This window comes from Solibaculum mannosilyticum (genome assembly GCF_015140235.1).
GTDB lineage: Bacteria > Bacillota > Clostridia > Oscillospirales > Acutalibacteraceae > Solibaculum > Solibaculum mannosilyticum.
Window position 1 is genome coordinate 977,237 of the sequence record NZ_AP023321.1, and the last position, 26,599, is coordinate 1,003,835.

The window sequence follows — 26,599 nt, forward strand, 5'->3', positions numbered from 1 at the left end:
GATATCTCCTCTCAAAGCCGCAGCACCCGGTCGCAGGCCCGCTGCATAAATTCCTGGTCGTGGGTGACCACCAGAACGATTCGCCCCTGCCGGACCAAAGCCCGGATCACTTTGGAAACCTCCACCATGCGGGCATAGTCCAGGCCGCTGGTCGGTTCATCAAAAATCAGCACGGGCTTTTCGGAAAGCAGTGCCGTAGCTACTGCCAACCGTTGTTTCTGCCCACCGGAAAGGGACATAGGGTGCCGCTCCCGAAAGGGCAGAAGTTGGAGGCTCTCCAGGACCTCCGCAAATTTTTCCTTTGGCGCGTCTGGGGCAGACATTTGGCACTCGCCCCATACACTGTCAGAAAAAAGCTGGTGGTTGACATCCTGCATCACGCAGAAAGAGACTTTCTGCCTCTCTTTGCGATCCAGCGCCTTGCCGTGGAGCAGGACGCGCCCGGATTGCTCCCGAAGCAACCCGCACAGACAACGGGAAAGCGTCGTCTTGCCCACACCGTTTGGGCCGGTGATGGCGACGGCTTCTCCCGGTCGGGCAGAAAAGGACAGGTTCCGAAATACCGGCGTCCCCTTTTGAAAGGCACAGGACAAGCTCTCCACAGACAGTCCCGTTTCCGTTCCCGCCGGTTCCGCATAAGGAAGCTTACAGATTGCCGGAATCAGGGTGCGCAGCTCCAGCCGCTCCCGCTCCTGGTTGGATAACGCACAAAATTCCTCACGGGTGAAGATACGCTCCAGAACGCCGCTACGCAGATACAGCGCGCGGTCAATAAGATCGGTAAGGAAATACAGCCGGTGTTCCGCAATGATGACTGTATGCCCCTGCTGTTTCAGATAAGCGATCTGGTCATGAAGATGGGAGATCGCCTCCTGATCCAGATTGGCTGTGGGCTCGTCCAGTACATAAATCACCGGCCCCATGGCATAGACAGAAGCGAATGCCAAAAGCTGTTTTTGTCCACCGGACAGTGAGAAAATATTCCGCCCCTGCAATTCGTTAATGTGCAGCGCCTTCATGGTTTCCGATACTCTGCGGCGGATCTCCTCCGGAGGACGGCCTTCATTTTCCAAGCCGAAGGCCACCTCGCTGTCCGTATCTAGATTGAAAAACTGGGACTTTGGATTTTGAAAGACGGAGCCCACCTGACGGGCCAGTTCATACATGGGGGTTTTCTGCGGATCAAGACCGTCCACATTCACCCGACCGTCCAGGCGGCATCCAGGCGTAAAGGCGGGGATTAGGCCGTTGATCAGCTTGGTTACCGTTGTCTTTCCACAGCCGGAGGCTCCACAAAGCAGGACACACTCTCCGGGGGCGATGGATGTGCTGATCCCGGAAAGTATCTCCTGGCTTTCTTCATAGCCAAAGGATACCTGTTCCAATGAGATCATCGTTTCACCTCCCTATTGTATCACAAATGAGCATATCAGCAAGGCAAGTCCTGCCAGCATTCCCACCAGATCCGGAAGCCACAGATGCAGCGATATGGCGCTTGTCTTACGCGTGGGATTTTCAATGCCGCGGGTGACCGCTGCGGCAGAAAGCTCCTCTGCAGTCTCTGTCGCCGATACCATGAGCGGCACAACAGTACACTCCAGCTTGGCAAGTCCCCGGATGCTGCGCAGCTTCATGGCATCTCGAATATAGCCGATCTCCTCCCGGATTGCCGGAAAGTATCGAAGGGTCACAGAGATCGCTACGATCAATTTCTGCGGCACATGAAGCTGATGCAGCCCCAGGATCAGATACCGGAGCGGTGTGCATTTCAGCATCAGGGAACCGATCATCAGACAAGGAAACATCCGGCGGATATAGGTAGCAAAAATGGTAAAGCTGGTGGCGATGATACCGGGAGAAGCCGGTAAAATCACTTGCTGGAAAAAGACTAGTGCCCCGTAGCCGATTAACCATTTGACCGCCATGCTGACGCGGCCATGAAGGAGTATCAAAAGCAGGATGAGGCTGATCAAGGCCAGCTCCATCCAGAGGGTGTGAGGACGAAATGCGATGATGTTAGCGGCTAACAGCATCCAGAGACCAGCGCGCGGATCAAAAATAGTTTGATGGGTGTCGCGCTCCATCTCAAACCAGCCCCGCTTTTTCAAAGTGCTTGCGGAACATCAATCGGGCGATCAAGCCGCCGATGATTGCTCCGACAATGGGTGCCAGGAACAGTACCACCAACATTCCGTTGGAAGACAGGGCCCTCAGCGTGTTTATATAGTCTGTCGGCATCCCCTGCTCGGTGATCTGCCGCAGGAAGTCCTCCCGCATCAGCCAAATGGGCAGCGGAGAGCCCACCATGCCTATGGAAAACAGGACAAAGGAAATCAGATTTCCTGTCATGCTCCGATAATGAGTGGCGATACGGATGATCTCTGCCAGTCCACAGGCAAGAACGAAGGAAATCAGGATCACCAAGGTGAACTGTCCGGTGACATAGTAGATCAAGCCGGTAATCAGACCCATCAGCAGCACAGAGCCTATTTTCTGCACTTTGGCACACATCATCAGATATGGAATGCCGGTAAACAGGGCGATAAAGCCAGGCATCAAGATCCACAGCAGCGGGTGAAGCCCGCCCATGAGCATGAAAGCAAAGTTGATCACAAAATAGATGGCAGAGAAAATTCCCACCGTGATGACATCCTTGCCGCCCATGGCACGGCTTTTGAGTGGTTCAGACATATTGCACTCTCCTTTAGTTAGGTATAACTAATCTGCGAGGGAAAAGATTGGGCACATGGCACCCTCCTCACATCCTTTGATTTTACAGAGTGCTGTCCATTTCATCCGCTCCAACTGGATGGTTATACTCCATTTGGTCGAAAATATTATTTTAAACTGTGGATACCTCCACATTACAGTGCCTATGAGAAATAAGACAGCCTACGCCAACCGCTTGACAAAACCCATCATTCGAGTTACTCTTTTTGTAAGACAGGAAGAAGTACAACGCCCTGAACTGCAATGCCCTGTCCACGTCTCAAAGCAGTTCGGTGGAAGAGCAAAAACAGGAAGCCATACACGGCCCGAACAGACAGTTTCGGATTGTGTATGGCTTTTTCATTTTCTGGACGGAAAGGAGGCCCCATCATGGCGCAGGGCAGGTTGCCAACACCGGCCCCGCAGGTCCTTAACCTCGAAAAGTGGAGCTTTTCGGGATAAGACAGGAATAGCCGCTTGAAAGTCCTGCTTTCAACAGATTTTACAGATATGATGTTTGAAACTTTCCCCCGAAACCGTTGTAAGACGGCTTCGGGGGAAAGGAGGAACGATTGAGCCATAGAAAACCTACCGTTTCCATCACTGTCCGCTTTTCAAAGGCCCTTGCCAGACGAATAGAAGAGAGGGATAAGCAGGATCACCAGAGCATTTCCATGCTCCTGCGCCGCTATACGGAGCTGGGGCTGAACGGGAGGAATTATGCCCGACAGACCGATCCAATGAGAAACATTATCCGTGAAGGAATTATCCATTCTGTAAGACAGCAAACCGACCGCATTGCCGCGTTGCTTAACCGGCTGATCATTCTCTCAGCCGGCAGCTACTATGCCGCCCTCGCTTTTGTGACTGCCTTCATGGATCAGGGTTTCTACACCTCGGTTGAGAAAATCGGGCACATCGCCAGACAGATGGGGCTGGACTACGTCAGCGGATGGAAAAACCTACTGGAATCCGGCATGAGCGAGTTGAACCGCGCCATTGTCAAGCGCCCGGAGCGGCCTGTGCTGTCCAAGGCAGACCCCAGTTATGAGGAGATGTGTTCCCCGGAATTTAGCTTTGACAGCTATGACTCCGATAATTTGGAAAGAAAGCAGGTTATTTTGTCTTTGCATTGATAAAAGTAGGTTCCAGTTTGGAATAGGTGATTCGCTGGCTGGAATAAAGACTGTAGGACCCGCTCATGAGATAACTGATGGCGCAGGCAAAAGCAAAAGCCAATACATTGCCGCTGCCGAATAGTTCGATACTCAAGATTATGCTGGCGATAGGGCAATTCACTACTCCACAAAATACCGATACCAATCCCAAAGCAGCGGCAAAGCTGGGATCCAATCCTAAGAATTGACCGGCTACACATCCAAAAGTACTGCCGATAAAGAAGGCGGGGACAATCTCGCCGCCTTTAAACCCTGCTCCTAATGTGAGAGCCGTCAGAAGGATCTTGAGGAGAAAGGCTTCCGGCCTGGCATGTCCGCCCAAAGCAAGACCGACAATGTCCATCCCTGCACCGTTGTAGTCTCGAGTGCCGATCAGCAAGGTGATTATGACGACCAATCCACCGCCGACAGCGGCTCGAAGATAGGCATTGGTGAGAAAACGGCGGTAGAGATAAGAGGATAAGTGCATGGCTTTGCAAAAGAGGATGCTGACCAAAGCGCAAGCAAGTGCCAATAAAGCGATGCGCCAGGTCAAATCAAATCCTTGGGAATTTAGAAGATTGATGTGATAAGCCACCGGTTGAACGCCAAAGAATAAGGAGATTTTGTAAGAGACCAAGGAGCTGCAGATGCAGGGAAGAAAGGCGGAATAGTGAAAAATTCCAACGCTGATGACTTCCATACTGAAGAGGGTAGCTGTAACAGGGGTACCGAATAAGGCGCTGAAGAGACCGCTCATACCGCACATGATGAGGATATGTTCCTGTTTTTCACTGAGCCTTAGACAACGTCCTAAACCGCTGCCCAAACTGCCGCCGATCTGAAGGGCGGCGCCTTCTCGGCCAGAAGACCCTCCGCATAAATGGGTCAGCACAGTACCTATAAAAATCAGTCCAGCCAGACGCAGGGGAGGACGTTTGTTTTCACGGATACTTTCCAGGATTAAATTGGTACCTCGATCGTTGTCCAGTCCGGCAATGTGATAGAGCCATGCGATGACGATGCCGGCGACAGGAAGCAGGTATAGGAGCCACGGAAGCTGAAGACGGATATCGGTGGCTTTATCCACTGCATAGTGAAATAAGGTCCCCACGAGACCGCATACGATACCTGCTCCGCCCGCAATAACTGCCGACTTTAGCAGCATGAAAACGTAAGGTTTACAAGCGTTAAAACGTCCGTGGAAAAATGAACGGAATTTTTCCGCAGTCCAAAGCTCACCCATGCCCTGATCTCCTTTTGCACCCTTCTGGGATAGTACATTCACAACTAATCTTTATTGTACCATAATCCGATATTTCGTGACAAAATGGAATCCGCCAAACTTTTTCTCTTGTGTCCCTGTGATTTCGTCGGAAATGGTAAGAATCCTTCGTTTCCATCAACAAACCCGCCAACAAAAATGGCTTTTGTTGACGGGTTACTATACAGGGTATTTTGTAAAAATTCGGGAGTTAATATCCCATCCGCTTTTGCTGACGGATATCCCGTCCCATGAACACCAATCGATCATATCCGCCGATGATGCGGGAGGTGATACGCTGGGTGTATTTGTCGTTTAACTCCTGCATTGTGAGATTGGTATTAATGATGGTGGGCTTTGCCGACAGCAGACGGGAATTGATGAGATTATAAATCGACGCGGTGACAAATTGGGTGGTGAATTCCGTCCCCAAATCATCCAAAATCAGAAGATCGCATTCCATTAGACTGCGGGCGCTGTCGTCGTTTGAACCGCGCCCGAACTTTTCCTGCTCCAGCTTGGACATAAGATTCTGCACCGATCCATACACCACACCGAAGCCGCGGTCTATGGCCGCTCTGGCGATGGAAAGCGATAGATGAGTTTTACCCAGACCAGTGGGACCCTGCATCAAGATACTGGAGGAATGAAGGGAAAACGTATCGGCGTAATGCTGACAGTAGTCCAGGATGGTTTCCATCTGCTGGCGGGGCGAAACACCGCCGTGTTCCAGCGGGGCAAGATCGTAGTATTCCAGGGAAAAATGATCGAAATCACAGGATGCAATGGGCGTCAGGGAATTGATGCGGCGATAAGCCTCTTTGCGCATCAGCTCCTTGAGACATTGGCACTGACCGTCGTCGGTGAAACCTTCGTCCTCGCAGATAGGGCAAACCGGATGCAGGTCCAAATAATCGATGGGATAGCCATGCTGGAGGAGAAGGGTGTTGTACCGTTGCTGAAGCTGTTTGTTGTGGGCGGTGAGACGATCCATCTGCTGTTGGATATCCCCAGTAGCACCCAAAACCGAACGGGCCGCTTCTAAACTGGTCTGGGCCAGACGACGCTCGATCTCCAGAACCTCAGGGATTTTTTGAGCGATTTCCTGGCGACGTTGGGCCTGCTGCTGGCGGACAAGACCTCGCCGGCGGGAGAGCTCATCCAAAGCCGCCCCATAGATTTCCCGGCCGTATCCCATAGATCATTCCTCCTTTTTTACTCCAGGCATCACCTGGGTCATACGCTCGTAAGCGTCCAAGTCAAACGAAGCCGGACCGCTCAGGGAACTTTTATTCAGATTGGGCTTCCCTTTGTTCAAAACGGCCACTACATCCTTGGGCGTTTTGACGTTTGCCTTGTGCCACCGCTCCAGCACTTTGTTCATATAAGAAAAATTCAAGTTGCCCGTGTTGTTGACACATTCCTCATAAGCCATCCGGATGATATCGGTGGAAAAGGACCATTCCTGCATCCAGCGTTCCGTATAGGTGGCTTCCCGTGCGCTGGGGGAACGGGAGGAAATGCCCAAAGCCGAACACAGCTGATTCCAATTGCACTGGGCAGTATGGATTTGGGCGAGTTTACGTTCGGCCTTTTCTAGGGTGTCGATTTCCTCGTCCGCCCAGTTGACGGCCACTTTCTCGATGTATCGCATGCTGCATTTTTCTCTGGACTGGGCAAATTCGATAATCATTAAAATCACGCCGGTGGGAAGCCCGTTGTAATCGTGGAGCCATACAAGGGTGCTGATCTCGGCAGGGGAAAGAGGACGTCCAAATCGGATTTGGGTCTCCTGCAAAAGAAAAGCGATATCCTCGCACTCCTGAGCGCGCCTCAACACCTCTCGGCTGTCCGGCTTAGGGGACGGGGCAGGAATATGGCTTGGTTTTCCCGGAGAAGAAGGCGTGGAAACAGGGGCCTCCTGTTTTTCCGACACAGGATCGGCGTCCAAGGCGGGGGCCGACGGCTCGGATCCCTTTGCAGATGAAACGGATGTCTCATCTGCCGATGGGGAAGAGGACGGCGCAAATCCGTCGTCCATAGGGCTGAGGAGCCCGGCCTCCACCCAATATTGTAAGGCGTCCATGGTGTCCAACCGGGAGAGACCGATGGCACTTGCCACATCGTCGATACCGGCTTTTTCGCCGGCATGACGCAAAAGCCAGAGCAGAGCTTTGAGCTGGGCCGAACCGGCCAATTTTAAATGTTTGTCTACAACGGCGCTTGGAACAGCGAAAACCGCGTTCCAGGCGCCGAGATTAATACCATATTGCATCGGGCAACCCCCAATTGGATTTGATTTCATCCTTCTCAGATGGGATTTTTGATTTGAGTGCGGCCGGGATACCGCTTATGGAGTTTTTCCTGATAGGTCTTAGGACGGCTGTGGATGTATACGCTGAGTACCAATCCGATGCCGAGGAACAAAGTGCTGGTAGAGGAACCGCCGGCGCTGAAGAACGGAAGCGTTACGCCGATTACCGGCATCAAGCAGATGTTCATACCGATGTTGATAAAGGTTTGGGCCATCAAGGTGGCGAACATACCGATGCATAGGTAAGAGCCGACGGAGTCCTTGGCCATGGAAGAGATACGCATAATGCGCAGCAAAATGGCCACCAATATCAGAATAAGTACCAATGTACCTAAAAAACCGAAGGTTTCACCCGCTACAGAGAAGATAAAATCATTTTCTCGTTCAGGGAGTTTGATGCTTCCGCTTTCCACAATGCCTTTTCCCGTAAGCTGTCCGGAGCCGATCATCATACGGGCGTTGTTCTGCTGAAGCCCCAAATTCAAGGGATCGCTTTCCGGATGTAGAAAGATCATAAAACGATCTTTCTGGAAATCCTTTAAAACGTAAGTCCAGAATAAAGGGATGGCCACAACGATAAGGGACAATCCCACCACAAAATAACGGAGTTTTACACCGGCGGTGAACATCATCGCCAGGAAAATAAATACGAATACGAGGGCAGTACCGTCGTCCCCTTGGAGCGCCACCAGTCCCACCGGGATCATGCCGTGGACCACCAGGAGAACCAGATTGAGAGGGTCGTTCAGATGTTCTCCAGAATGGGATAAATGGAGGGAAAAAGTGATAATAAAGGCGATTTTCAGCAGTTCCGACGGCTGGAACCCGATGCCGATGCCTGGAATAATAAGCCAGGCCTTGTCGTCGGCCGCACCAGTATCCTGGCCGAAGAAATAGGTCATCACCATAAGCCCTACCGCAATAGGAGCGATAATCCACCAACAAGCGGTGATGGCCTCATAGTCAATGTTGGAGATAATAATGGCAGCGATGATCCCCAGTAAGACGGCGCCTACTTGAACGACCATTTTTCGATTAATGCTAAAACCAGCGATCTTGAACAGGGCAGCCGTACTGCCGGATTGCATAAAGGGCGATTGGGATGTGATCAGCAACAGCAAAAGGCCGTAACCGCAGGCGAATAAGCATAGAATCAACAACAGCTTATCCGTCTCGCGGAAGTAATTGCCGATAGCACCGAAGACTTTTTTCAATGAACTTCACCTCATATCCTGGTGTTTTTAAATCGGAAAAGAAATCACGTTATTACATTTTTACATTCAAAGCTTATCTCAAAAAAGAAACGCCGTCTTATTAAGGCGGCCCCTACTGCATAGTTACAGCCATTTTTTATTATACCGTTCCCTCCCGTCAAGTTCAAGCCAAATACTTTTAATTCGATGTTTTTTGTGCTATACTAAATAATGTTGTGTGAAAAACATCGAATTAACAAGAAAGGCGGCAGGTTCTCTATGGTTTTTGTGTCCCATTCATCGGCGCAGACAGAGCAGATTGGCCGACAATTGGCAGCTCGATTGTATCCAGGCTCGGTGGTGGCTTTGTACGGCGGATTGGGTATGGGGAAAACCGCTTTTGTACGAGGGTTGGCGTCCGGTTTGGATGTGGATGCCAAGGAGGTATCCAGTCCGACCTTTGCATTGGTTCATGAACATAATGGACGTCTTCCTCTTTTTCACTTTGATATGTATCGTGTGTCCGGATGGGATGATTTAGAATCCACCGGATTTTTTGATTATTTGCAGCGTAGCGGCGTAGTGGCGTTGGAATGGAGCGAGAATGTGGAAGGAGCCCTTCCGGAGGATGCGATCCACGTAACCATCGCTCCCGGCGAGGGGACAGATGACCGGATCATCACCATCCTGCCGGATCAGTCCTAAAAGGGGGAGTACTGTGCGAATTTTAGCAATTGATTCCACCGCTGTATCAGCATCCTGTGCGCTGATGGAGGAGCAAAAGCTGACGGCGGAGTTTTATATGAACTGTGGGCTGACCCACAGTGAAACCTTGATGCCCATGATAAACGACGTGCTGAGGTATACAGATACAACACCGCAAGAGATCGATTATCTGGCAGTGGCCGCCGGTCCGGGATCTTTTACCGGAGTGCGCATCGGCGTAGCGGCCATCAAGGGAATGGCGTTGGCGCTTGACCTGCCTTGCGTAGGGGTTTCTACGCTGGAGGCCATGGCCTGGAACTTGGTGGGCCGTGAAAAAACTACCGTATGCGCAGTGATGGACGCTCGTTGCAAACAGGTGTATCAGGCTTTTTTTGAGGTGGATGAGACATCGGTGACGAGGCGATGTGAGGATCGAGCCACTTCCATTGAACAGTTGGGACAGGAAATTGTAAAGGCGAATGAACCGGTTATGCTGGTGGGAGATGGCGCACAGCTCTGTATGCAAGAGTTGAAGAGCACAGGGCTTGTACAATTAGCGCCTTTGGCCATCCGATATCAAAGGGCCAGCGGCGTAGCCCAAGCAGCCGAGAAGGAAATCCATTTAGGAAACATTTTAAATGGTGACCAACTGCGGCCTGTTTATTTAAGATTACCTCAGGCAGAGCGGGAATTAAAAAAGAAAATTCAATCAGGAGGGGATCCGGTATGATCGCATTGGGATGTGACCACGGTGGATTTGAGCTCAAAGAAGCCATCCGTCGGCATTTGGAAGAGAATCATGTGGAGTATCGCGACTTTGGCATTTATGAGACCCAGTCGGTAGATTATCCGACTATAGGGAGTGCGGTATCCCATGCGGTGGCCGACGGCCAATGTAAACTGGGTATCCTCTGTTGTGGTACGGGTATCGGCATGTCCATAGCGGCAAATAAAGTCAAAGGGATAAGGGCGGCTTGCTGTTCCGATTATTTTTCCGCCAAATACACCAGACTCCACAACGACGCCAATGTTTTATGTCTGGGTGGACGAGTACTGGGAGAGGGTCTGGCACTGGAGCTGGTGGATGTGTTTTTAAACACCGAGTTCGAGGGAGGCCGTCATCAGCGCCGCATCGATATGTTGTCTCAGATTGAAAGGGACGAGCTTTAAAAGCCGGATCAGTGACTAAGCTGACATGCATGCAGCTTGATACATTATAATAAAAAGGGAGAGGATAGGTATGAACGATCAGTTAACTGTTTTATCCCATCCCCTGGTGGGGCATATCATGACCGAACTGCGGGATCAAAATACTTCCCCGCATCAGTTTCGCGCTTTGGTGCGCAAGTTGTCGATGCTACTCTGTTACGAGGCGACCAGGGATCTTCCCACAGTGGAAAAGCAAGTCATTACTCCCGTAGCGCCGGCTCAGGGAGTGATGGTAGACCAATCCAAGCTGGTATTTTTGCCAATCCTGAGAGCTGGTTTGGGGATGCTGGATGGAGCGTTGGAGCTGGTTCCAGACGCTTCAGTAGGGCATTTGGGGATGTATCGGGATGAGGAAACGCTGACACCAGTTCATTATTATACGAAACTCCCTCCTCAATTTGAAGGGCGAGGAGCCGTTATCTTAGATCCCATGTTGGCTACCGGAGGTTCAGCGGTAGATGCTGTGGAAAAAGCAGCGTCGTATGGTCCGGCTTGGATCAAGTTTTTGTGTATCCTTTCGGCCCCTCAGGGGATTGAGAAATTATCCAAAGCCTATCCGGATGTAAAAATTTATACCGCGGCTGTAGATCAGTGTCTCAACGACCATGGATATATTGTGCCCGGTCTGGGCGACGCCGGTGACCGCATTTTTGGCACGGTAGGATAATCGGTGAGAAAAGAAAAAACAGCTTGACATCAGGTCGGATAACTGCTATAATATTTTGAGAAAAGAAAGCAGAGTGCCTTATGGGTGCTCTCACCCTTCCGATTCCGTTCGCGGAGGCGTTCATAACAATGGTAGTCCTGTGGAGGATTATCATGCCATGTTGTGTTCAAACACGGACGGAAAAGGTCGCTTTTCCATCCGTGTTTTTTTGTGGCGGCAAGACGCCGTCACCATTTTGCCCATTCAGGGCCTTGGAGGTGCTTTGGTATTAGCAAGGAAATGCAAATCAACGAACAGATCCGCGATAGGGAAGTCCGTGTCATCGGAGCGGACGGCGGTCAGATTGGCATCATGTCTGCACGTGATGCACAGAGAATTGCTTATGAGAAAAATCTCGATCTGGTAAAAATTTCGCCCACGGCCAATCCGCCTGTATGCCGCATCATGGATTACGGCAAGTACCGCTTTGAGCAGGCCAAGCGCGAGAAGGAAGCCAGAAAAAATCAACACATCGTCGAAATCAAAGAGGTTCGTCTTTCCCTGAACATCGATACGCATGACTTCAATACCAAGGTGAACCATGCCATGCGCTTTTTGCAAGAGGGCAATAAGGTAAAGGTTTCCATCCGTTTTCGTGGACGTGAAATGGGCCATCCCGAGATTGGCACCGAGATCATGCAGCGGTTTGCCGAAGCAGTCAGCGAGTGCGGCGGGGTTGAGAAACAGCCCAAACTGGAGGGCCGTCATATGATTATGTTCGTGTCGGCCAAGACCCAGAAACCGGCCAAAAAAGAAAAGGAAGCCGGACCGCGCTAGATTCCAGAAGGGTTTTGTGCGGGTTTATCAAATCTAAGGAGGAAATACCATCATGCCTAAGATGAAGACTCACAGCGGCGCCAAAAAGCGCTTCAAACTTTCCAAAAACGGCAAGGTCATCCGTGCCCATGCCAACAAATCCCACATCCTCACCAAGAAGAATACCAAGCGTAAACGCAACCTGCGTAAGACTTCTGTGGCCGACGTTACCAATGTCAAGGCCGTCAAGAGACTCATCCCTTATAAATAAGGAGCACTTTGACCAATTGGGGCGTTTTGCCCAATCCCAGATAACGGAGGTATAATGAGAAATGGCTCGTATTAAAGGCGCAATGATGACGCGCAAAAGAAGAAAAAAGACTCTGAAACTGGCCAAAGGTTATTTTGGCGCAAAGTCCAAGCTGTTTAGAACTGCCAAACAGGCCGTGATGAAATCCGGTCAGTATGCATACATCGGCCGCCGCCACAAGAAACGCGATTTCCGTCGCCTGTGGATCACCCGTATTTCGGCTGCTTGCCGCATGAATGATATGAATTATTCCACCTTTATGAATGGCCTGAAGAAGGCTGGCATCTCCCTTAACCGCAAGATGCTGGCTGAGATCGCTGTCTCTGATGAGGCCGGTTTTAAGGCTCTGGTGGAAAAAGCCAAGGCTGCTTTGGCTGCCTAATAGATGCATCTTTCAGACGCCCGGGACTTTTCCCGGGCGTATTTATTAGGTGGAGAAAAGAAGAGGAGGGTTCAAAATTGGTATTTCAGTTGGACAGCCGGGAAAATCCGAAAGTAAAGCATTTTATAAGGCTTCTGAACAACGGAAAATATCGGGAGGAACAAGGGCTTTTCGCCATCGAAGGCGCGAGGCTTTGTATGGATGCTTTGCAAAGTGGAATACCAATAGCGGAACTTTTTTACACCGAAGAAGCGGCAAAAAAGTATAATACAATTGTCGCGGATTTGGGACAAAAGGCATTGAAAACCTATCAAATTTCCGAAGGGATTGCTAAAAAAATGGGCGATACCACCCATCCCCAGGGGGTATTTTGCACCTGTAAGACGCTTGACAAACCAGATGACTTGGTTACAATAGGAACAGACAGCCGCATCTTGGCCATGGAAAACATCCAAGACCCTGCCAATCTAGGCGCCATGCTTCGTACCGCTGAAGCGGTGGGGATAAAGGGAGTAATTTGTTCGGCTGGATGCTGTGATATGTACCATCCCAAAGTGCTGAGAGCTTCTATGGGAGCGGTCTTTCGATTGTCCGTCCGGCTGGAAGAAAACCTGCCCAAAATGCTTCGAGGTTTGACGGGGATGGGCGTGCTGACTATGGCGGCGGTACCGGATGCGTCGGCATGTCCGGTGACCTCGCTTCGGTTTGACAGAAGTGCAGTGGCGGTGATCGGAAATGAGGGCAACGGTTTAACCAAAGAGGCCATTGAGGCGTGCGAGGTCCGTGTGACTATCCCCATGAAGGGCCGTGCAGAATCCTTAAATGCGTCCATGGCAGCTGGTATTCTCATGTGGGAGATGCTGCGGTAAAATTTCCTGAAAGGAATGGATCATGAACGACCAAAACGACGTGATCGGTTGGATCTGGCTGCAAAAGGCGTTGGGAGTAGCCAGTCCAAAGGTACGCGCCATTCATCAGGCCTATGGCTCGGCCCGTCAATTTTACGATGCGGGACCAACGGAATGGCGGTTATCGGGGCTTGTGACGGCCGCCGATGTTCACAAGTTGTGCGATACGGACTTCGCTCAATGTGAAAAAATCATCGACGATTGTCAGAGGCTCCACTATCAAATCCTAACGCCCGATCAGGAAGGGTATCCCAACCGCCTTTTAAATATTGACGACTATCCTGCGGTGTTATACATTTGGGGCGACCTGGGCGACGTAGACAATGAGATTCTCATCTCCATGGTCGGGACGCGAATGGCTTCACCCTACGGACGAAATGTGGCTGGACGTCTTTCAACAACCTTGGCAAAAGCGGGAGCTGTGATTGTCAGCGGCGCCGCTTATGGGATTGACACAGTATGTCATAAAGGTGCGCTGCGGGGAGGCGGACGGACTATCGCCGTGTTGGGATGCGGCATTGATACGCGGTATCTGGTGGAAAATGAACAGCTTCGCCGGACCATTTCCCAAAACGGCGCTGTTATTTCAGAGTATCCGCCGGGAGCAGCAGCTGCACCCCGTAATTTTCCCATCCGCAACCGTCTGATTTCCGGTTTATCCTTGGGAACGGTGGTAATCGAAGCCGGTGTCCGCAGTGGTTCCCTGATCACAGCTCACAGAGCTATCGAACAAGGTCGGGATGTATTTGCTGTTCCGGGCAGTATTATGAGCGAATACTCTGCCGGATGCAACAAACTGCTAGGCGAATGCGCTAAACCGGTGGGTTGCGCTTATGATATTTTATCGGAGTACGTGGATCAGTATCCTCATTGCATCCGCCTGGATTTACCAGAGGTGCATGAAAAGGCCCACAGCGATATGAAACCGTGGGAGAGTAAGCCATCGCCGGTCCAATCGAGGCCGTCGGCTGCATCGGAGTCAAAACCACGGTCGGTTCTAAAAAGGCCGGTTACAAAGACTAAGGATGCGCTTGGAGACGGATCATCTCAAAAAGAGCCATACCGTCAAGAGGTACAGGAAGCGGCGCTTCCATCCAGCTTGTCGTTGACGCCAGAGGCAAAACAGCTCTACCGACTTCTGGATGAAACACCGCAGCATGTGGATGAACTGGCTCATAAAAGCGGCCTGACCTCTTATGTTGTGGCGGCAGCCATGACAGAGCTGGAAATCGCTCATTTAATTCGTCCGCATGTGGGACGACGGTTTTCCCGGATTGTGGTACGCCGCCGGTCCTAAACTATTGCTATTTTACTTTTACTGCATTGGCAGAACATGAAATAAGGAAGGTAAGTCGATGTCCAATTTAGTCATAGTTGAGTCCCCCGCCAAGGCCAAGACCATTCAGAAATACTTGGGTTCTGATTATGAGGTGTTGGCATCCATGGGCCATGTCCGAGATCTGCCCAAAAGCAAATTGGGTGTGGACGTTGAGCACGACTTTCAGCCTCAATATTTGGATATTAAGGGAAAAGGCGATCTAATTAAAAAGTTAAAACAGACCGCTGCCAAAAGTTCGCATATCTATCTGGCAACCGACCCTGACCGTGAAGGGGAGGCTATTTCGTGGCACTTGTCCCAGATGCTGGGATTGAATGAGGAGGATCCCAACCGCGTGACCTTTAATGAGATCACCAAAAGCGGCGTGCAGTCCGGGATGGAGCATCCCAGGAAGATCGACTTGGATCTGGTCAACGCCCAGCAGGCCCGCCGCATTTTGGACCGTATTGTAGGCTATAAGATCAGTCCGTTTTTGTGGCGCAAGGTGCGTCGGGGACTGTCGGCCGGACGTGTACAGTCGGTGGCGGTGCGCATCATTGTGGACCGGGAGAAGGAGATCGAAAAATTTAAGCCGGAGGAATACTGGACCCTGGATGCCAAGATGCGCAAGAAAGGGTATCAGAAGCAGTTCGGCGCCACCTTCTACGGTGACCAAAAGGGCAAGATCAAGCTGCACAACAAGGAGGAAGCCGACGCTATTCTGGCGAAGCTCCAGGATGCAGAATACATCGTTTCCAATGTCAAAAAGAGCATCCGCCGCAAATCGCCGGCGCCGCCTTTTATCACCTCCACTCTCCAGCAGGAGGCGTCCCGTAAATTGGGATTTCAGGCCCGCCGTACCATGAAGGCCGCTCAGGAGCTTTACGAAGGCGTAGAAGTGGCCGGTATGGGGGCCGTCGGTCTTATCACCTATATGCGTACCGATTCGCTGCGCATTTCGGAGGAGGCCCGTGCCGCCGCCACCGGCTATATCCGGGACACTTGGGGAGACAAGTATCTGCCGGAGAAACCCCGGTATTTTAAATCCAGGGCCAGCGCCCAGGACGCCCATGAAGCCATCCGTCCCACAATGCCCGATCTTTCCCCCGACAAGGTTAAGGATAGCCTGACCGGCGATCAGTATAAGCTGTATAAGCTGATCTGGGAACGCTTTATCGCCAGTCTGATGGCAAATGCTGTGTACGACACCGTACAGGCCGATATCGCGGCGGGGGAATATATTTTTAAAGCGTCGGGCCGTACCGTCCGTTTCGATGGATACACCGTCCTGTACGAGGAGAGCAAGGACGATGAGGAGAAGGAAGGCGGAGCCCTGCCTCCTTTGGAGAAGGACGATCCGCTGATTCTCAAGGAGCTCAAAGGCAATCAGCATTTCACTCAGCCTCCTCCAAGGTACACCGAAGCATCCCTCATCAAGGCGCTGGAAGAAAAGGGGATCGGCCGGCCGTCTACCTATGCCCCGACCATTACGACTATTTTGGCGCGGGAGTATGTGGAGCGTGACGGAAAAGCACTCAAGCCTACGGTGCTGGGCGACGTCATTACCCAATTGATGAAGGATCATTTTAAGGATATCGTGGATGTAGGGTTCACGGCCCACATGGAAGACGATCTGGACAATGTGGAAGCCGGTAAGATCAACTGGGTGGATACCCTTCACCAGTTTTACGATGGATTTGAGCAAACCCTGGAAAAGGCTGAAAAGGAAATGGACGGTACCCGCGTCAAAATCCCGGACGAGGAGACCGACGAGGTGTGTGAGCTGTGCGGCCGTAAGATGGTGATCAAGGTGGGGCGGTTCGGGAAATTCCTGGCGTGCCCGGGATATCCGGAGTGTAAAAACACCAAGAAGCTGGTCAAGGAAACGGGTGGCTTCTGTCCCAAATGCGGCGCTCGGGTGCTTTTGAAAAAGTCCAAGAAGGGGCGTCCCTACTATGGATGTGAAAACAATCCCCGCTGCGACTTTATGACGTGGGATGAACCGCTCAAAGAGACCTGTCCTAAATGTGGGAAATCCCTTTTCCGCAAAAAAGGGAAAAATGCCAAAATTTACTGCGCCAATGAGGAATGCGGTTACGAAAGAGCGGTTGAGAAGAAATGAGGCCGGTGACAGTAATCGGAGCGGGCCTTGCCGGATGTGAGGCCGCCATGCAGGTGGCAAAGGCCGGTATCCCCGTAAGGCTCATGGAGCAAAAGCCCAGCAAGTACTCCCCGGCCCATCATCTCCCTCAGTTTGCGGAACTGGTGTGTTCCAATTCCCTCAAGGCGGAACGTCTGGGCAGTGCCGCCGGGCTGTTAAAGGCCGAGATGCAGCGCCTTGGTTCGGTATGTGTGGAAGCGGCATATGCCTGCCGTGTCCCGGCAGGAGGGGCCCTGGCGGTGGATCGGGACGTCTTTGCAGGGCTGGTGACAGAGCAGGTGTGTTCCCATCCTCTCATCCAAGTGGTGGAAGGGGAGGTGCTGGAGATCCCGCAAGACGGCGTCGTTATAGTGGCCACCGGTCCCCTGACGGAAGGGAGGCTGGCGCAGGATATCCAACGTGTGGTGGGGGAAGGAACCCTCAGCTTTTACGATGCAGCCGCGCCGATCGTCACCGCCGAGTCGGTGGATCAGAATTATGCCTTTGCGGCCTCCCGCTATGGCCGGGGCGGGGAGGATGATTACCTCAATTGTCCCATGAATAAGGAACAGTACGAAGCCTTTTATGAGCAACTCATTCATGCGGAATCGGCCATGCTGCACGAGTTCGACCGTCCTAAGGTATACGAAGGATGCATGCCGGTGGAGGTCATGGCCAAGCGAGGTGCGGATACCCTCCGGTTCGGACCATTAAAGCCGGTGGGGCTTCGGGACCCGTCCACAGGACATCGTCCATGGGCGGTAGTTCAATTGCGCCGGGAGAACCGGGACGGTACTCTCTACAATTTGGTGGGATTTCAGACCAATTTGAAATTTCCCGAACAAAAACGGGTTTTTTCCATGATCCCTGCTTTGCACGACGCTCAATTTATGCGTTACGGGGTCATGCATCGAAACAGTTTTCTGTGTTCCCCCCATTTGCTGGAACCTGATCAGAGCCTTCGGAACAATCGGAATATTTTCTTTGCCGGACAAATCACCGGAGTGGAAGGGTATATGGAATCGGCCATGTCAGGCATCTGGGCGGGCGTCAATGCCGCAAGACGGGTACAGGGAAAATCGCCGGTTACACCTCCTCCGGATACCATGGCAGGCGCCTTGCTTCGGTACATATCCGATCCAGAGGTCAAGGATTTCCAGCCCATGGGGGCAAACTTCGGCATACTGCCTCCGTTGGATCATACGATCCGGGACAAAAAAGCCCGTTATGAAGCGTTGGCCCGGCGGGCGATGGAGCATTTTGAACAATTCATGGAGCGGGAGCTCTAATTCTTGAAAAAAGGAGGCATTGCTGTGAAAATTATTGTAGACGCCTACGGTGGCGATAACGCGCCGTTGGAAGTATTGCGCGGCTGTGCGGCAGCGGTTGAGGCCTACGGATATGAGATTGTGCTGTGCGGCCTGGAAAAGTCCCTGCGCAAGCTGGCTTTGGAATACGACATTCCGCTGAAGAACTTTACCTTTGTGGAGGCGCCGGATATCATCAGTATGGAGGACGATCCCGGCAGTATCCTGAAGAAAAAGAAAAACTGCTCGATGGCAGTGGGCCTCCGTCTGCTGGGAGAAGGCGGCGGGGACGCTTTCGTCTCAGGCGGTTCTACCGGGGCTTTGGTAGTGGGCGGTACTTTTTATGTCAAACGCATCAAAGGCATCAAGCGCTGTGCGTTGGCTACCCTGATCCCTTCCACAAAAGATTACTTTATGCTGTTGGACGTGGGGGCTAATGTGGACTGCCGTCCTGAAATGCTGCGTCAGTTCGGCATCATGGGTTCCGTGTATATGGAGTCGGTAATGGGAAGGACCGAGCCCAAGGTTGGACTGGTCAATATCGGGACGGAAACCACCAAAGGCGGGGAACTACAGCTTAATTCCTTTGAGCTTTTACAGCAAGCTCCCATCAATTTCGTGGGCAATGTGGAAGCAAGGGAAATCCCTTACGGGGAATGCGACGTTTTGGTGTGCGACGGCTTTACCGGCAATGTTATTCTGAAGCTGACCGAAGGATTGGCCTCCTCTCTGCTGGGGCAGATCAAAGAGATCTTTAAGAGCAACATGCGCGGCAAACTGGCGGCAGCCATGGTGATGCCTGGGATGAAGCAGCTCAAGAAGCGTATGAGCACCGAGGAAGTGGGAGGCGCCCCGCTGCTTGGAACACTGCGTCCCGTATTCAAGGCCCACGGGAATTCCAATGCAAAGGCGTTCCAGAACGCCATCCGCGTGGCGGCCGACTTTGCAGGGAAAGGCGTTATCGACCGTATCACAGAGTCCTTGGCCGAACGGTCAAAAGAGGACGACACACAAGAGTAGTTTGTTTTAAGTTTTTCTAAAATACCATTTGCATTGCACGACATCATTGAGGAGGAAACATCAGGTGATACTTCAGAAAGTGATCCGTCTGTTAAGCGACGAGTTAGGAGTGGACGAAGCAAACATTGGATCTTCTATGTCATTGGAGGATCTGGGTGTGGACGAGATGGCCATGGATAATCTCGTAATGGCATTGGAAAGCGAATATGGCCTGGAAGTGAGTCCGGAACAGACCGACCGTTTTGAAACGGTGGAGGATGTGGCCAGCTTTGTGGAAGATAATCTGGAATAAGAGTCAACAAATGTCCCCGCTTGGGGATATTTGTGTTTATCGGAGTGAATTGTATGAACAAGATACAGGATCGAATCGGATATCATTTTAAAAACCAAAACCTATTGCATACCGCTCTGACCCATTCCTCTTACGCAAATGAGGTGAAAAAGGGATCGGTATGCAACGAGCGCCTGGAATTCCTGGGGGATTCCGTGCTGAGCATTGTGGTGTCCGATTACCTCTATAATCACACCAAGATGCCGGAGGGGGAATTGACCCGTCTTCGGGCCTCCCTGGTATGCGAACAGTCGTTGCGCCGTTTTGCCGAGCAGATCGATTTGGGAGAATCTCTTCTCCTGGGCAAAGGGGAGCAGCAGATGGGCGGACGCAAGCGTCCATCTATTTTAGCCGATGCTTTTGAAGCGGTCATCGCCGCCATCTATCTGGACGGGGGGATGGATCCCGCCCGGGAATTCGTGCTTCGTTTTGTGGAGAAAGAGCTGGAAAGTCATCGTCAAAAAGCCTTTAAGGACTATAAAACGGCTCTGCAAGAAATTGTGCAGCAAAATCCGGAAGAAAAATTGAGTTATGTGTTGTTGGGGGAGAGCGGACCGGACCACGATAAAAGGTTCACTGTGGAGGTGCGTCTCAACTCCAATCCCATTGGCAAAGGGAGCGGACGCAGCAAAAAGAATGCCGAACAGCAAGCCGCACGGGAAGCCCTGGAATTGATGGGATACAGCAAATGAACCATGCCAATGTGGCCTTTTTCATTCCCCATTTGGGATGCCGGCATCGATGCAGCTTCTGCAACCAACGGAGTATCTCAGGCGTGCAGGATATCATAACACCCAGGCAGGTGAGCGATGCATTAAGGGAAGCCGTTTGCCGAATGGGAGATCGGGTAAGGGAAGCGGAGATCGCCTTTTTCGGCGGTAGCTTTACGGCCCTCCCCAGACGGACGATGATCGACTATCTAAAAGCGGCTGCCCCTTTTTTAAAAGAGGGGTTCGGGGGGATCCGCCTCTCCACCCGGCCGGACGCCATTGATTCAGAGGTGTTGGATATCCTATTCCAATACGGCGTCACATCGGTGGAATTGGGCGCCCAGAGTATGGATGACCGTGTGCTTTCCCTCAACGGAAGAGGACACACCGCTTTTCAGGTAAAGCAGGCATCTTACCTCATTCAGGAAAGAGGTTTCTCTTTGGGGCTTCAAATGATGACAGGGCTTTACGGCAGCAGTCTGGAAACCGATCGGGATACGGCTCACCAACTGATGGAGCTAAAGCCGGATACCGTGCGCATTTATCCCACCATTGTAGTAGAGGGGACATACCTCAGTAATCTCTGGAGGGAAGGCCGATACCAGCCACAGTCTCTTTGGGAGGCAGTGGAACTGTGCGCCCAACTGATGGAAGAGTTTGAGACGAAAGGGATCCGCGTCATCCGTGTAGGGCTTCACGCGGGAGGCGATGTGGAAAATGGGATGCTGTGTGGGCCGTGGCATCCGGCCTTCGGAGAGCTGTGTGAAAACCGGCGTTTTCTGCATCGGGCGCTGGATGTTCTAAAAGACAATTGCGTTCCAAAAGGATGCGTGACGTTGGGGGTGCATCCATCGGATTTGTCCAAGATGATCGGGCAAAAGAGGCAAAATGTGGACAAGTTACGGCAAATAGGATATGATAGTAAGGTAATAGGGAAAACTGATATTCCCAAAGGGACGGTTCAATTGCTTTAAAGAAAGGGGGCGCCGCAGGAGATGTTGCTCAAGTCGCTGGAAATCCAAGGGTTTAAATCCTTCCCGGATAAAACCAAGCTGACCTTTGGCGCCGGGATTACGGCGGTAGTCGGTCCCAACGGCAGCGGTAAAAGCAACATCAGCGACGCCGTCCGATGGGTACTGGGCGAACAGTCCACCCGTACCCTGCGCGGGGCCAAGATGGAGGACGTGGTATTTGCCGGCGCCGCCACTCGTAAGGCTCAAGGATTTGCCGAAGTATCTTTGACCATCGATAATTCCGACCGCCGCATCGATTTTGACAAAGACACCGTCACCGTTACCCGCCGGTATTACCGGTCGGGAGATTCTGAGTACATGCTCAACAAGACCAATGTCCGGCTGAAGGATATCAACGAGCTGTTTATGGATACCGGTCTGGGCCGGGATGGGTATTCCATCATCGGGCAAGGGAAGATCGCCGATATTGTGGCCTCCCGGTCGGAGGACCGCCGGGAGATCTTTGAGGAAGCGGCCGGCATCTCCAAATACCGCTACCGCAAGCACGAGGCAGAACGGAGGCTGGAAAAAGCCGAGGAGAATTTGGTTCGGCTGCGGGATATTTTATCGGAACTGGAAAGTCGCGTCGGCCCCCTGAGAGAACAGGCGGAAAAAGCGCAGAAGTTTTTGGTGTATGCCGAACAGAAGCGCGGGTTGGAAATCGGCATCTGGATGCGTCAGATTGATCGTGCAAGCGAGGTGTTAAGGGATCACGAGCAGAAGCTCCTGGTGGCGCAGGGACAGCATGACGAATTGGAGAAAAAGCTCAACAGCATGGAATCCGAAATGGAAGAGGTGCAGTCCCAGAGCGCCCGCCAGACAGCGCTCATTGATGAAATACGGCGTTCTTCCTCCCGGTTGGAAGAGGAAGCTGTGCGCATGGAGGGACAAGTCCAGGTGCTGGAGAACACCGTCTCTCACAATCGGCAGTCCATCGCGCGGCTTCAGGAGGAGCTCAAAAAGTCGGCTTCTACCGACGAGGGGATTCGACAGGAGATTGAGCAACGTCAGGAAAAGATAAGGGATATCAGCCAAAGGAAAATACAGCTTTCTAAGAAGCTGGAAGATGTCCGGCAGGAGATGGAACAGCTTGTAAGTCAAAGTGCCGGTCACTCGAGTCAGATGGAAAGCCTCTCGGCCTCCCTTAACCGATTGGTGTCCAAGGCCGCAGATGCTAGAGTGGAGGCGGTGACCGCTCAGTCGTCCATTCAGGCCTTGGATCAGCGGAGGGAGGCTGTAGCCCGTACCCTGGAGCAGCAAGGCGCAACCATCGCACAGGCAAAAGACGACTTGGAGGATTTGGAGCAGGGCTTTGATCAACTGGAGGATGAAGCTCAGTCCCTGCAAAATGCCGTAAAGGGATATGAAATACGGGTGGCATCCCGTCGGGAGAAAGTGGCTCAATGCAAGCGATCGGCCGATCAACTGCGTTTGGATGCCTCTGAGATGCTCCGCCGGATCTCCTTACTCGAAGAGATGGAACGCAGTCTGGAGGGCTTTACCCAGAGTGTAAAACTCATCATGAAGCAGGCAAAGCGAGGAGTGCTGAGAGGGATTCACGGGCCGGTTTCCCATCTGATCCAAGTGCCGGGAGAATACGCTTTGGCTGTGGAGACGGCGCTTGGAGGAGCTATGCAGAACATTGTCACCTCTACGGAAGTCGATGCCAAGGCAGCCATCCAGCATCTGAAAAGCAACCGGGGAGGCAGAGCGACTTTTTTGCCGATAGGCTCCATTCAGGGCCGAAGGTTACAAGAGTCCGATCTGGATGATTGTTGGGGTTTTGTGGGACTCGCCGCCGACCTCATTCAATTTGACCGCCAGTATGAGGGGATCTTTTTGTCCCTTTTGGGCAGGACAGTGGTAGCTGAGGATCTGGACAGTGCTACGACCATAGCCAAGCGATACCATTATCGATTCCGAGTGGTGACCTTGGATGGACAGGTAGTCAATGCCGGCGGTTCTTTGACCGGCGGTTCTCATGTAAAAGGGGCAGGGCTTTTAAGCCGCCGCAATGAGATCGACGCTTTGAGGCAAAAGGCGGATCATCTTTCTTCACAAGCTGAAGAGGCAAAATCGTTTTTGCATACCGCAGAACAGGATCTGGCAGCAGCGGAAGCCCAGCTCAGCGGTGCAAAAGGGGAGCTGGCCACAGTAAATGAGGATAAAATTCGTCTGGAGAGCGAATTGAAGCGCCTGAAGGAACAACTTTTGGCTGCACAAAAAAACGAGCAGGAACTCAAAAGGGAAGCTGATCGGTCGAGCAGTGAACGGGAAAATCTGCTGAAAAAGCAGGAGAATGCCATGGCCCGTGCCGATCAGATTTATCGGGAAAAGGCGCAGCTGGAAGCACGTATGGCAGAATTGGCTGGAGGTCAGGACGAGCTTCAGCAAAAGAGGGAAAACCTGGCGGCGCAAAGCGAGCAGATTCGTCTGGAGCTTCTGGCCTCGCAAAAGGACATGGATGCTTTACAAAGCATCATCCAGGATTTGAAGTCCCGTCTGGAAGGGCAGGCTGATCGAGAACAGCATCTGCGCCAAGAGATGGCATCCTATGAGGCGCAGAATGGAGCTATTGCCTGTCAGATACAAGAATTGACTACTCAAGCGGCAGAAAAACGCAGCGAGGCCAAAGGAGCCGGACGGCGTATTGATCAAATCAACGAAAGGCGCAGCCAACTGGAACGCAGGTTCCATGAACTGCGCCAGGAGGAGCGATCTTGTTCTGCCCAGAGGGAGTTGGTCAGCCGGGAACTTGCGCGGCTGGAAGAACGCAAACAAAGCGTCCAGAAGGATTATGACAGCATTATCAAAAAGCTGTGGGATGAATATGAGCTGACCCGCCGTGAAGCGCAGGGATTGGCATCCCCTGTGGAGGAGCTCAGTAAAGCCCAGCGGGAATTGAATGAAATCAAAGCCAAGATCAGGGCGTTAGGTAACGTCAATGTGGGAGCAGTGGAGGAATACAAAGAGGTCAGCGGCCGATATGAATTCATGCGGGAGCAGATCGACGATGCAGAGAGGGCACGCAATCAGCTTTATCAGATGATTCACGACCTGACGACCAAGATGCAGGATTTATTTTTGGATCGGTTCCGACAGATCAATCAGAATTTTGGAGAGATTTTTGCAGAACTGTTTGGCGGAGGAAGGGTATCGTTGCGCCTCACCGATCCGGAAGATGTGCTTCGTTCCGGCATTGAGATATCGGTACAGCCTCCAGGTAAGATCATCACCCACCTGGATTCCCTCTCAGGAGGGGAAAAGGCACTGGTGGCAATCGCCCTTTATTTTGCCATTTTGCGGGTCAGTCCGGCGTGCTTCTGCATCCTGGATGAAATTGAAGCGGCGTTGGACGACGTCAATGTGGACCGGTTTGCCGCCTATCTGCGCCGCATGTGTGAAAACACACAGTTTATTGTCATCACCCACCGCCGCGGCACCATGGAGGAGGCTGACGTATTGTACGGCGTCACCATGCAGGAGGAAGGCGTTTCCAAGCTCCTTGAGCTCAAAGCCTCGGAGGTGGAAGAAAAACTGGGCCTTCGTTGAATGTGTTGGTCCAAGATAGAAGAATAAAAGAGGAAAGGAAGTGTCCTGCGTATGGGACTGTTTTCAAAGATTAAAGAAGGACTGAAAAAGACAAGGGATTCGGTGGCAAGTAAGGTCAATATGGTGCTCAATTCCTTTACCAAAATCGACGAGGAATTATTTGAGGATTTGGAAGAGGCATTGGTCATGGCCGATGTGGGACTTCCCACCGCCGAACGCATCTGTGAACAACTTCGTGCCAAAGTCAAGGAACAAGGGGTCACCGATCCGCAGGAGGTCCGCGGTTTAATCAAGGAGATCATCACCGAGATGATGGAGGGGGGAGAAGATCTTCGTATTTCCACCAGTCCGTCGGTGATCTTGGTCATCGGCGTCAATGGTGTGGGAAAGACCACCACTATCGGCAAACTGGCAGCGCATCTCAAAGATGACGGGAAAAAGGTCATTTTAGCCGCAGCCGATACCTTCCGTGCCGCCGCCATCGACCAGCTACAGATTTGGGCCGACCGTGCCGGTGTAGATATGGTGCGCCATGCCGAAGGTTCCGATCCGGCCGCAGTGGTGTTTGATGCTTTGACAGCAGCCAAAGCCCGTCACGCCGATGTGGTGATCTGCGATACCGCCGGACGTCTGCACAACAAGAAAAATCTCATGGATGAACTGGGCAAGATCAGCCGCGTCATCCAGCGGGAATTGCCCGATTCCGATCAAGAAGTCCTGCTGGTGCTGGACGCCACCACCGGCCAGAACGCCGTCAACCAGGCCAGGGAATTTAAGAATACCGCCGGTATCACCGGTATCGTGCTGACTAAATTGGATGGGACGGCCAAGGGTGGCGTGGTCATCGCCATTCGGGAGGACTTGAAGGTACCGGTCAAGATGATCGGCGTGGGGGAACAGATCGACGATCTCCAGCCCTTTGACGCCAAGGCCTTTGCCGACGCCTTGTTTAACGAGGAGGAAGAAAGATGATGCGGTTTGTAGTGGCCACTCAGAATATGGACAAACTGGAGGAGATGGATCGTCTGCTGCGTCCCATCGGCGTTGAACCGGTGACACTTGCCATGGCGGGAGTGGATTTCTCCGGCGTGGAGGAGACGGGACAAACCTTTGAGGAAAACGCCTGCATCAAGGCGCGCGCCGCCTTTGAACGCAGCGGAAGACCTTCTATTGGGGACGATTCCGGCCTGGCTGTGGATGCATTGGATGGAGCACCGGGCATTTATTCGGCCCGTTATGCCGGCCCGGACGCCACCGATCTGGACCGCATCCATAAGCTGCTCAAAAACATGGAAGATGTGCCGGAGGAGAAACGGACGGCCCGTTTTGTATGTTCCATTTGCTGTGTGCTGGACAAAGATACCGAGATCGTGGTGACCGGTACCTGTGAGGGGAGCATCGCTTATGAACCCAAGGGAGAGGGCGGTTTTGGATACGATCCTGTCTTTTTGCTGCCCGATGGACGCAGCTTTGCCCAACTGACCGACGCCCAAAAGGATGCCGTCAGTCATCGAGGGGAAGCCATGAAGATGCTGAAGGAACAGCTTTCCAAGCATCTGAAAGGATAAAAATCCCAAATAAATTTTTATAGATTT

At 52.1% G+C, this 26,599-nt stretch carries 26 protein-coding genes; 19 read left to right on the forward strand and 7 right to left on the reverse strand.

From position 1 onward, the window contains the following. Positions 1–11 precede the first annotated feature (11 nt). From C12CBH8_RS04530 to C12CBH8_RS04540, 3 genes are read right to left on the reverse strand one after another with little or no spacing between them, the layout of a single operon-like run. Positions 12–1,394: an ABC transporter ATP-binding protein gene (locus C12CBH8_RS04530; RefSeq protein ID WP_215533639.1), complete on the reverse strand. Its 1,383-nt coding sequence runs from the start codon at positions 1,392–1,394 to the stop codon at positions 12–14. Between the two features lie 12 nt (positions 1,395–1,406). After that, complete coding sequence (locus tag C12CBH8_RS04535; protein ID WP_090263618.1) at positions 1,407–2,084, reverse strand: energy-coupling factor transporter transmembrane component T; 678 nt, start codon at positions 2,082–2,084, stop codon at positions 1,407–1,409. 1 nt (position 2,085) lies between these two features. Then, positions 2,086–2,691, reverse strand: a complete 606-nt coding sequence (locus tag C12CBH8_RS04540; protein WP_099321812.1) for an MptD family putative ECF transporter S component — start codon at positions 2,689–2,691, stop codon at positions 2,086–2,088. A 590-nt stretch (positions 2,692–3,281) separates the two neighbouring features. Between C12CBH8_RS04540 and C12CBH8_RS04545 the strand changes: the two genes are divergently transcribed. Continuing rightward, positions 3,282–3,845 carry a hypothetical protein gene (locus C12CBH8_RS04545; protein ID WP_215533640.1) on the forward strand — a complete coding sequence of 188 codons (564 nt, stop codon included), beginning with the start codon at positions 3,282–3,284 and terminating at the stop codon, positions 3,843–3,845. Here C12CBH8_RS04545 and C12CBH8_RS04550 read toward each other — a convergent pair. The 4 genes from C12CBH8_RS04550 to C12CBH8_RS04565 form a co-directional block, all read right to left on the reverse strand. Beyond that, positions 3,826–5,112 carry a chloride channel protein gene (locus tag C12CBH8_RS04550; RefSeq protein WP_090263609.1) on the reverse strand — a complete coding sequence of 429 codons (1,287 nt, stop codon included), beginning with the start codon at positions 5,110–5,112 and terminating at the stop codon, positions 3,826–3,828. The two genes, C12CBH8_RS04545 and C12CBH8_RS04550, sit on opposite strands and share 20 nt — an antisense overlap. 229 nt (positions 5,113–5,341) lie before the next feature. Continuing rightward, a complete protein-coding gene (locus tag C12CBH8_RS04555) occupies positions 5,342–6,328 on the reverse strand; it encodes an ATP-binding protein (protein ID WP_099321815.1) in 987 nt (328 codons plus the stop codon). Positions 6,329–6,331: 3 nt separating this feature from the next. Continuing rightward, entirely contained in the window at positions 6,332–7,405 is a 1,074-nt protein-coding gene (locus C12CBH8_RS04560) for a DnaD domain protein (protein WP_215533641.1), read from the reverse strand. Positions 7,406–7,440: 35 nt separating this feature from the next. Continuing rightward, a complete protein-coding gene (locus C12CBH8_RS04565) occupies positions 7,441–8,658 on the reverse strand; it encodes an FtsW/RodA/SpoVE family cell cycle protein (protein WP_215533642.1) in 1,218 nt (405 codons plus the stop codon). Positions 8,659–8,916: 258 nt separating this feature from the next. Here C12CBH8_RS04565 and tsaE point away from each other — a divergent pair, with 258 nt between their 5' ends. The 18 genes from tsaE (at position 8,917) to rdgB (ending at position 26,572) form a co-directional block, all read left to right on the forward strand. Further along, positions 8,917–9,342: a tRNA (adenosine(37)-N6)-threonylcarbamoyltransferase complex ATPase subunit type 1 TsaE gene (gene tsaE, locus C12CBH8_RS04570; RefSeq protein ID WP_090263599.1), complete on the forward strand. Its 426-nt coding sequence runs from the start codon at positions 8,917–8,919 to the stop codon at positions 9,340–9,342. A 13-nt stretch (positions 9,343–9,355) separates the two neighbouring features. Further along, entirely contained in the window at positions 9,356–10,072 is a 717-nt protein-coding gene (tsaB, locus tag C12CBH8_RS04575) for a tRNA (adenosine(37)-N6)-threonylcarbamoyltransferase complex dimerization subunit type 1 TsaB (RefSeq protein WP_215533643.1), read from the forward strand. Next, complete coding sequence (rpiB, locus tag C12CBH8_RS04580; protein WP_090263595.1) at positions 10,069–10,512, forward strand: ribose 5-phosphate isomerase B; 444 nt, start codon at positions 10,069–10,071, stop codon at positions 10,510–10,512. The genes tsaB and rpiB overlap by 4 nt, the downstream gene beginning before the upstream one ends. Before the next feature lie 70 nt (positions 10,513–10,582). Next, positions 10,583–11,218: a uracil phosphoribosyltransferase gene (gene upp / locus C12CBH8_RS04585; protein ID WP_215533644.1), complete on the forward strand. Its 636-nt coding sequence runs from the start codon at positions 10,583–10,585 to the stop codon at positions 11,216–11,218. Positions 11,219–11,497: 279 nt separating this feature from the next. Then, complete coding sequence (infC, locus tag C12CBH8_RS04590) at positions 11,498–12,034, forward strand: translation initiation factor IF-3 (protein ID WP_099321822.1); 537 nt, start codon at positions 11,498–11,500, stop codon at positions 12,032–12,034. A 52-nt stretch (positions 12,035–12,086) separates the two neighbouring features. Further along, entirely contained in the window at positions 12,087–12,284 is a 198-nt protein-coding gene (rpmI, locus tag C12CBH8_RS04595) for a 50S ribosomal protein L35 (protein ID WP_090263590.1), read from the forward strand. Between the two features lie 61 nt (positions 12,285–12,345). After that, a complete protein-coding gene (gene rplT / locus C12CBH8_RS04600; RefSeq protein ID WP_099321823.1) occupies positions 12,346–12,705 on the forward strand; it encodes a 50S ribosomal protein L20 in 360 nt (119 codons plus the stop codon). Between the two features lie 77 nt (positions 12,706–12,782). Then, positions 12,783–13,574, forward strand: coding sequence for a TrmH family RNA methyltransferase (locus tag C12CBH8_RS04605; RefSeq protein WP_099321824.1), 792 nt, complete (start codon positions 12,783–12,785; stop codon positions 13,572–13,574). A 22-nt stretch (positions 13,575–13,596) separates the two neighbouring features. After that, complete coding sequence (dprA, locus tag C12CBH8_RS04610; protein ID WP_090263584.1) at positions 13,597–14,910, forward strand: DNA-processing protein DprA; 1,314 nt, start codon at positions 13,597–13,599, stop codon at positions 14,908–14,910. Between the two features lie 58 nt (positions 14,911–14,968). Further along, a complete protein-coding gene (gene topA / locus C12CBH8_RS04615) occupies positions 14,969–17,053 on the forward strand; it encodes a type I DNA topoisomerase (RefSeq protein ID WP_090263581.1) in 2,085 nt (694 codons plus the stop codon). After that, positions 17,050–18,360, forward strand: coding sequence for a methylenetetrahydrofolate--tRNA-(uracil(54)-C(5))-methyltransferase (FADH(2)-oxidizing) TrmFO (gene trmFO, locus C12CBH8_RS04620; RefSeq protein ID WP_099321827.1), 1,311 nt, complete (start codon positions 17,050–17,052; stop codon positions 18,358–18,360). The genes topA and trmFO overlap by 4 nt, the downstream gene beginning before the upstream one ends. 24 nt (positions 18,361–18,384) lie before the next feature. Next, the gene (gene plsX, locus C12CBH8_RS04625) at positions 18,385–19,398 is read left to right on the forward strand and encodes a phosphate acyltransferase PlsX (RefSeq protein WP_090263577.1); all 1,014 of its coding nucleotides are present in this window, start codon (positions 18,385–18,387) and stop codon (positions 19,396–19,398) included. A gap of 64 nt (positions 19,399–19,462) precedes the next feature. Continuing rightward, positions 19,463–19,690 (forward strand): acyl carrier protein, encoded by a 228-nt coding sequence (locus C12CBH8_RS04630; RefSeq protein ID WP_159461133.1) that lies wholly within the window; start codon positions 19,463–19,465, stop codon positions 19,688–19,690. 53 nt (positions 19,691–19,743) lie between these two features. Then, on the forward strand, positions 19,744–20,421 hold the full coding sequence (gene rnc, locus C12CBH8_RS04635; protein ID WP_090263573.1) for a ribonuclease III: 678 nt from the start codon (positions 19,744–19,746) through the stop codon (positions 20,419–20,421). Then, entirely contained in the window at positions 20,418–21,413 is a 996-nt protein-coding gene (locus C12CBH8_RS04640; protein ID WP_246441732.1) for an elongator complex protein 3, read from the forward strand. Before rnc ends, C12CBH8_RS04640 begins: the two co-directional genes overlap by 4 nt. Positions 21,414–21,434: 21 nt before the next feature. After that, entirely contained in the window at positions 21,435–25,004 is a 3,570-nt protein-coding gene (smc, locus tag C12CBH8_RS04645; RefSeq protein ID WP_215533645.1) for a chromosome segregation protein SMC, read from the forward strand. 51 nt (positions 25,005–25,055) lie between these two features. After that, on the forward strand, positions 25,056–25,976 hold the full coding sequence (gene ftsY / locus C12CBH8_RS04650) for a signal recognition particle-docking protein FtsY (protein WP_215533646.1): 921 nt from the start codon (positions 25,056–25,058) through the stop codon (positions 25,974–25,976). After that, a complete protein-coding gene (rdgB, locus tag C12CBH8_RS04655; protein WP_343063117.1) occupies positions 25,973–26,572 on the forward strand; it encodes an RdgB/HAM1 family non-canonical purine NTP pyrophosphatase in 600 nt (199 codons plus the stop codon). The genes ftsY and rdgB overlap by 4 nt, the downstream gene beginning before the upstream one ends. Positions 26,573–26,599: the final 27 nt, after the last annotated feature.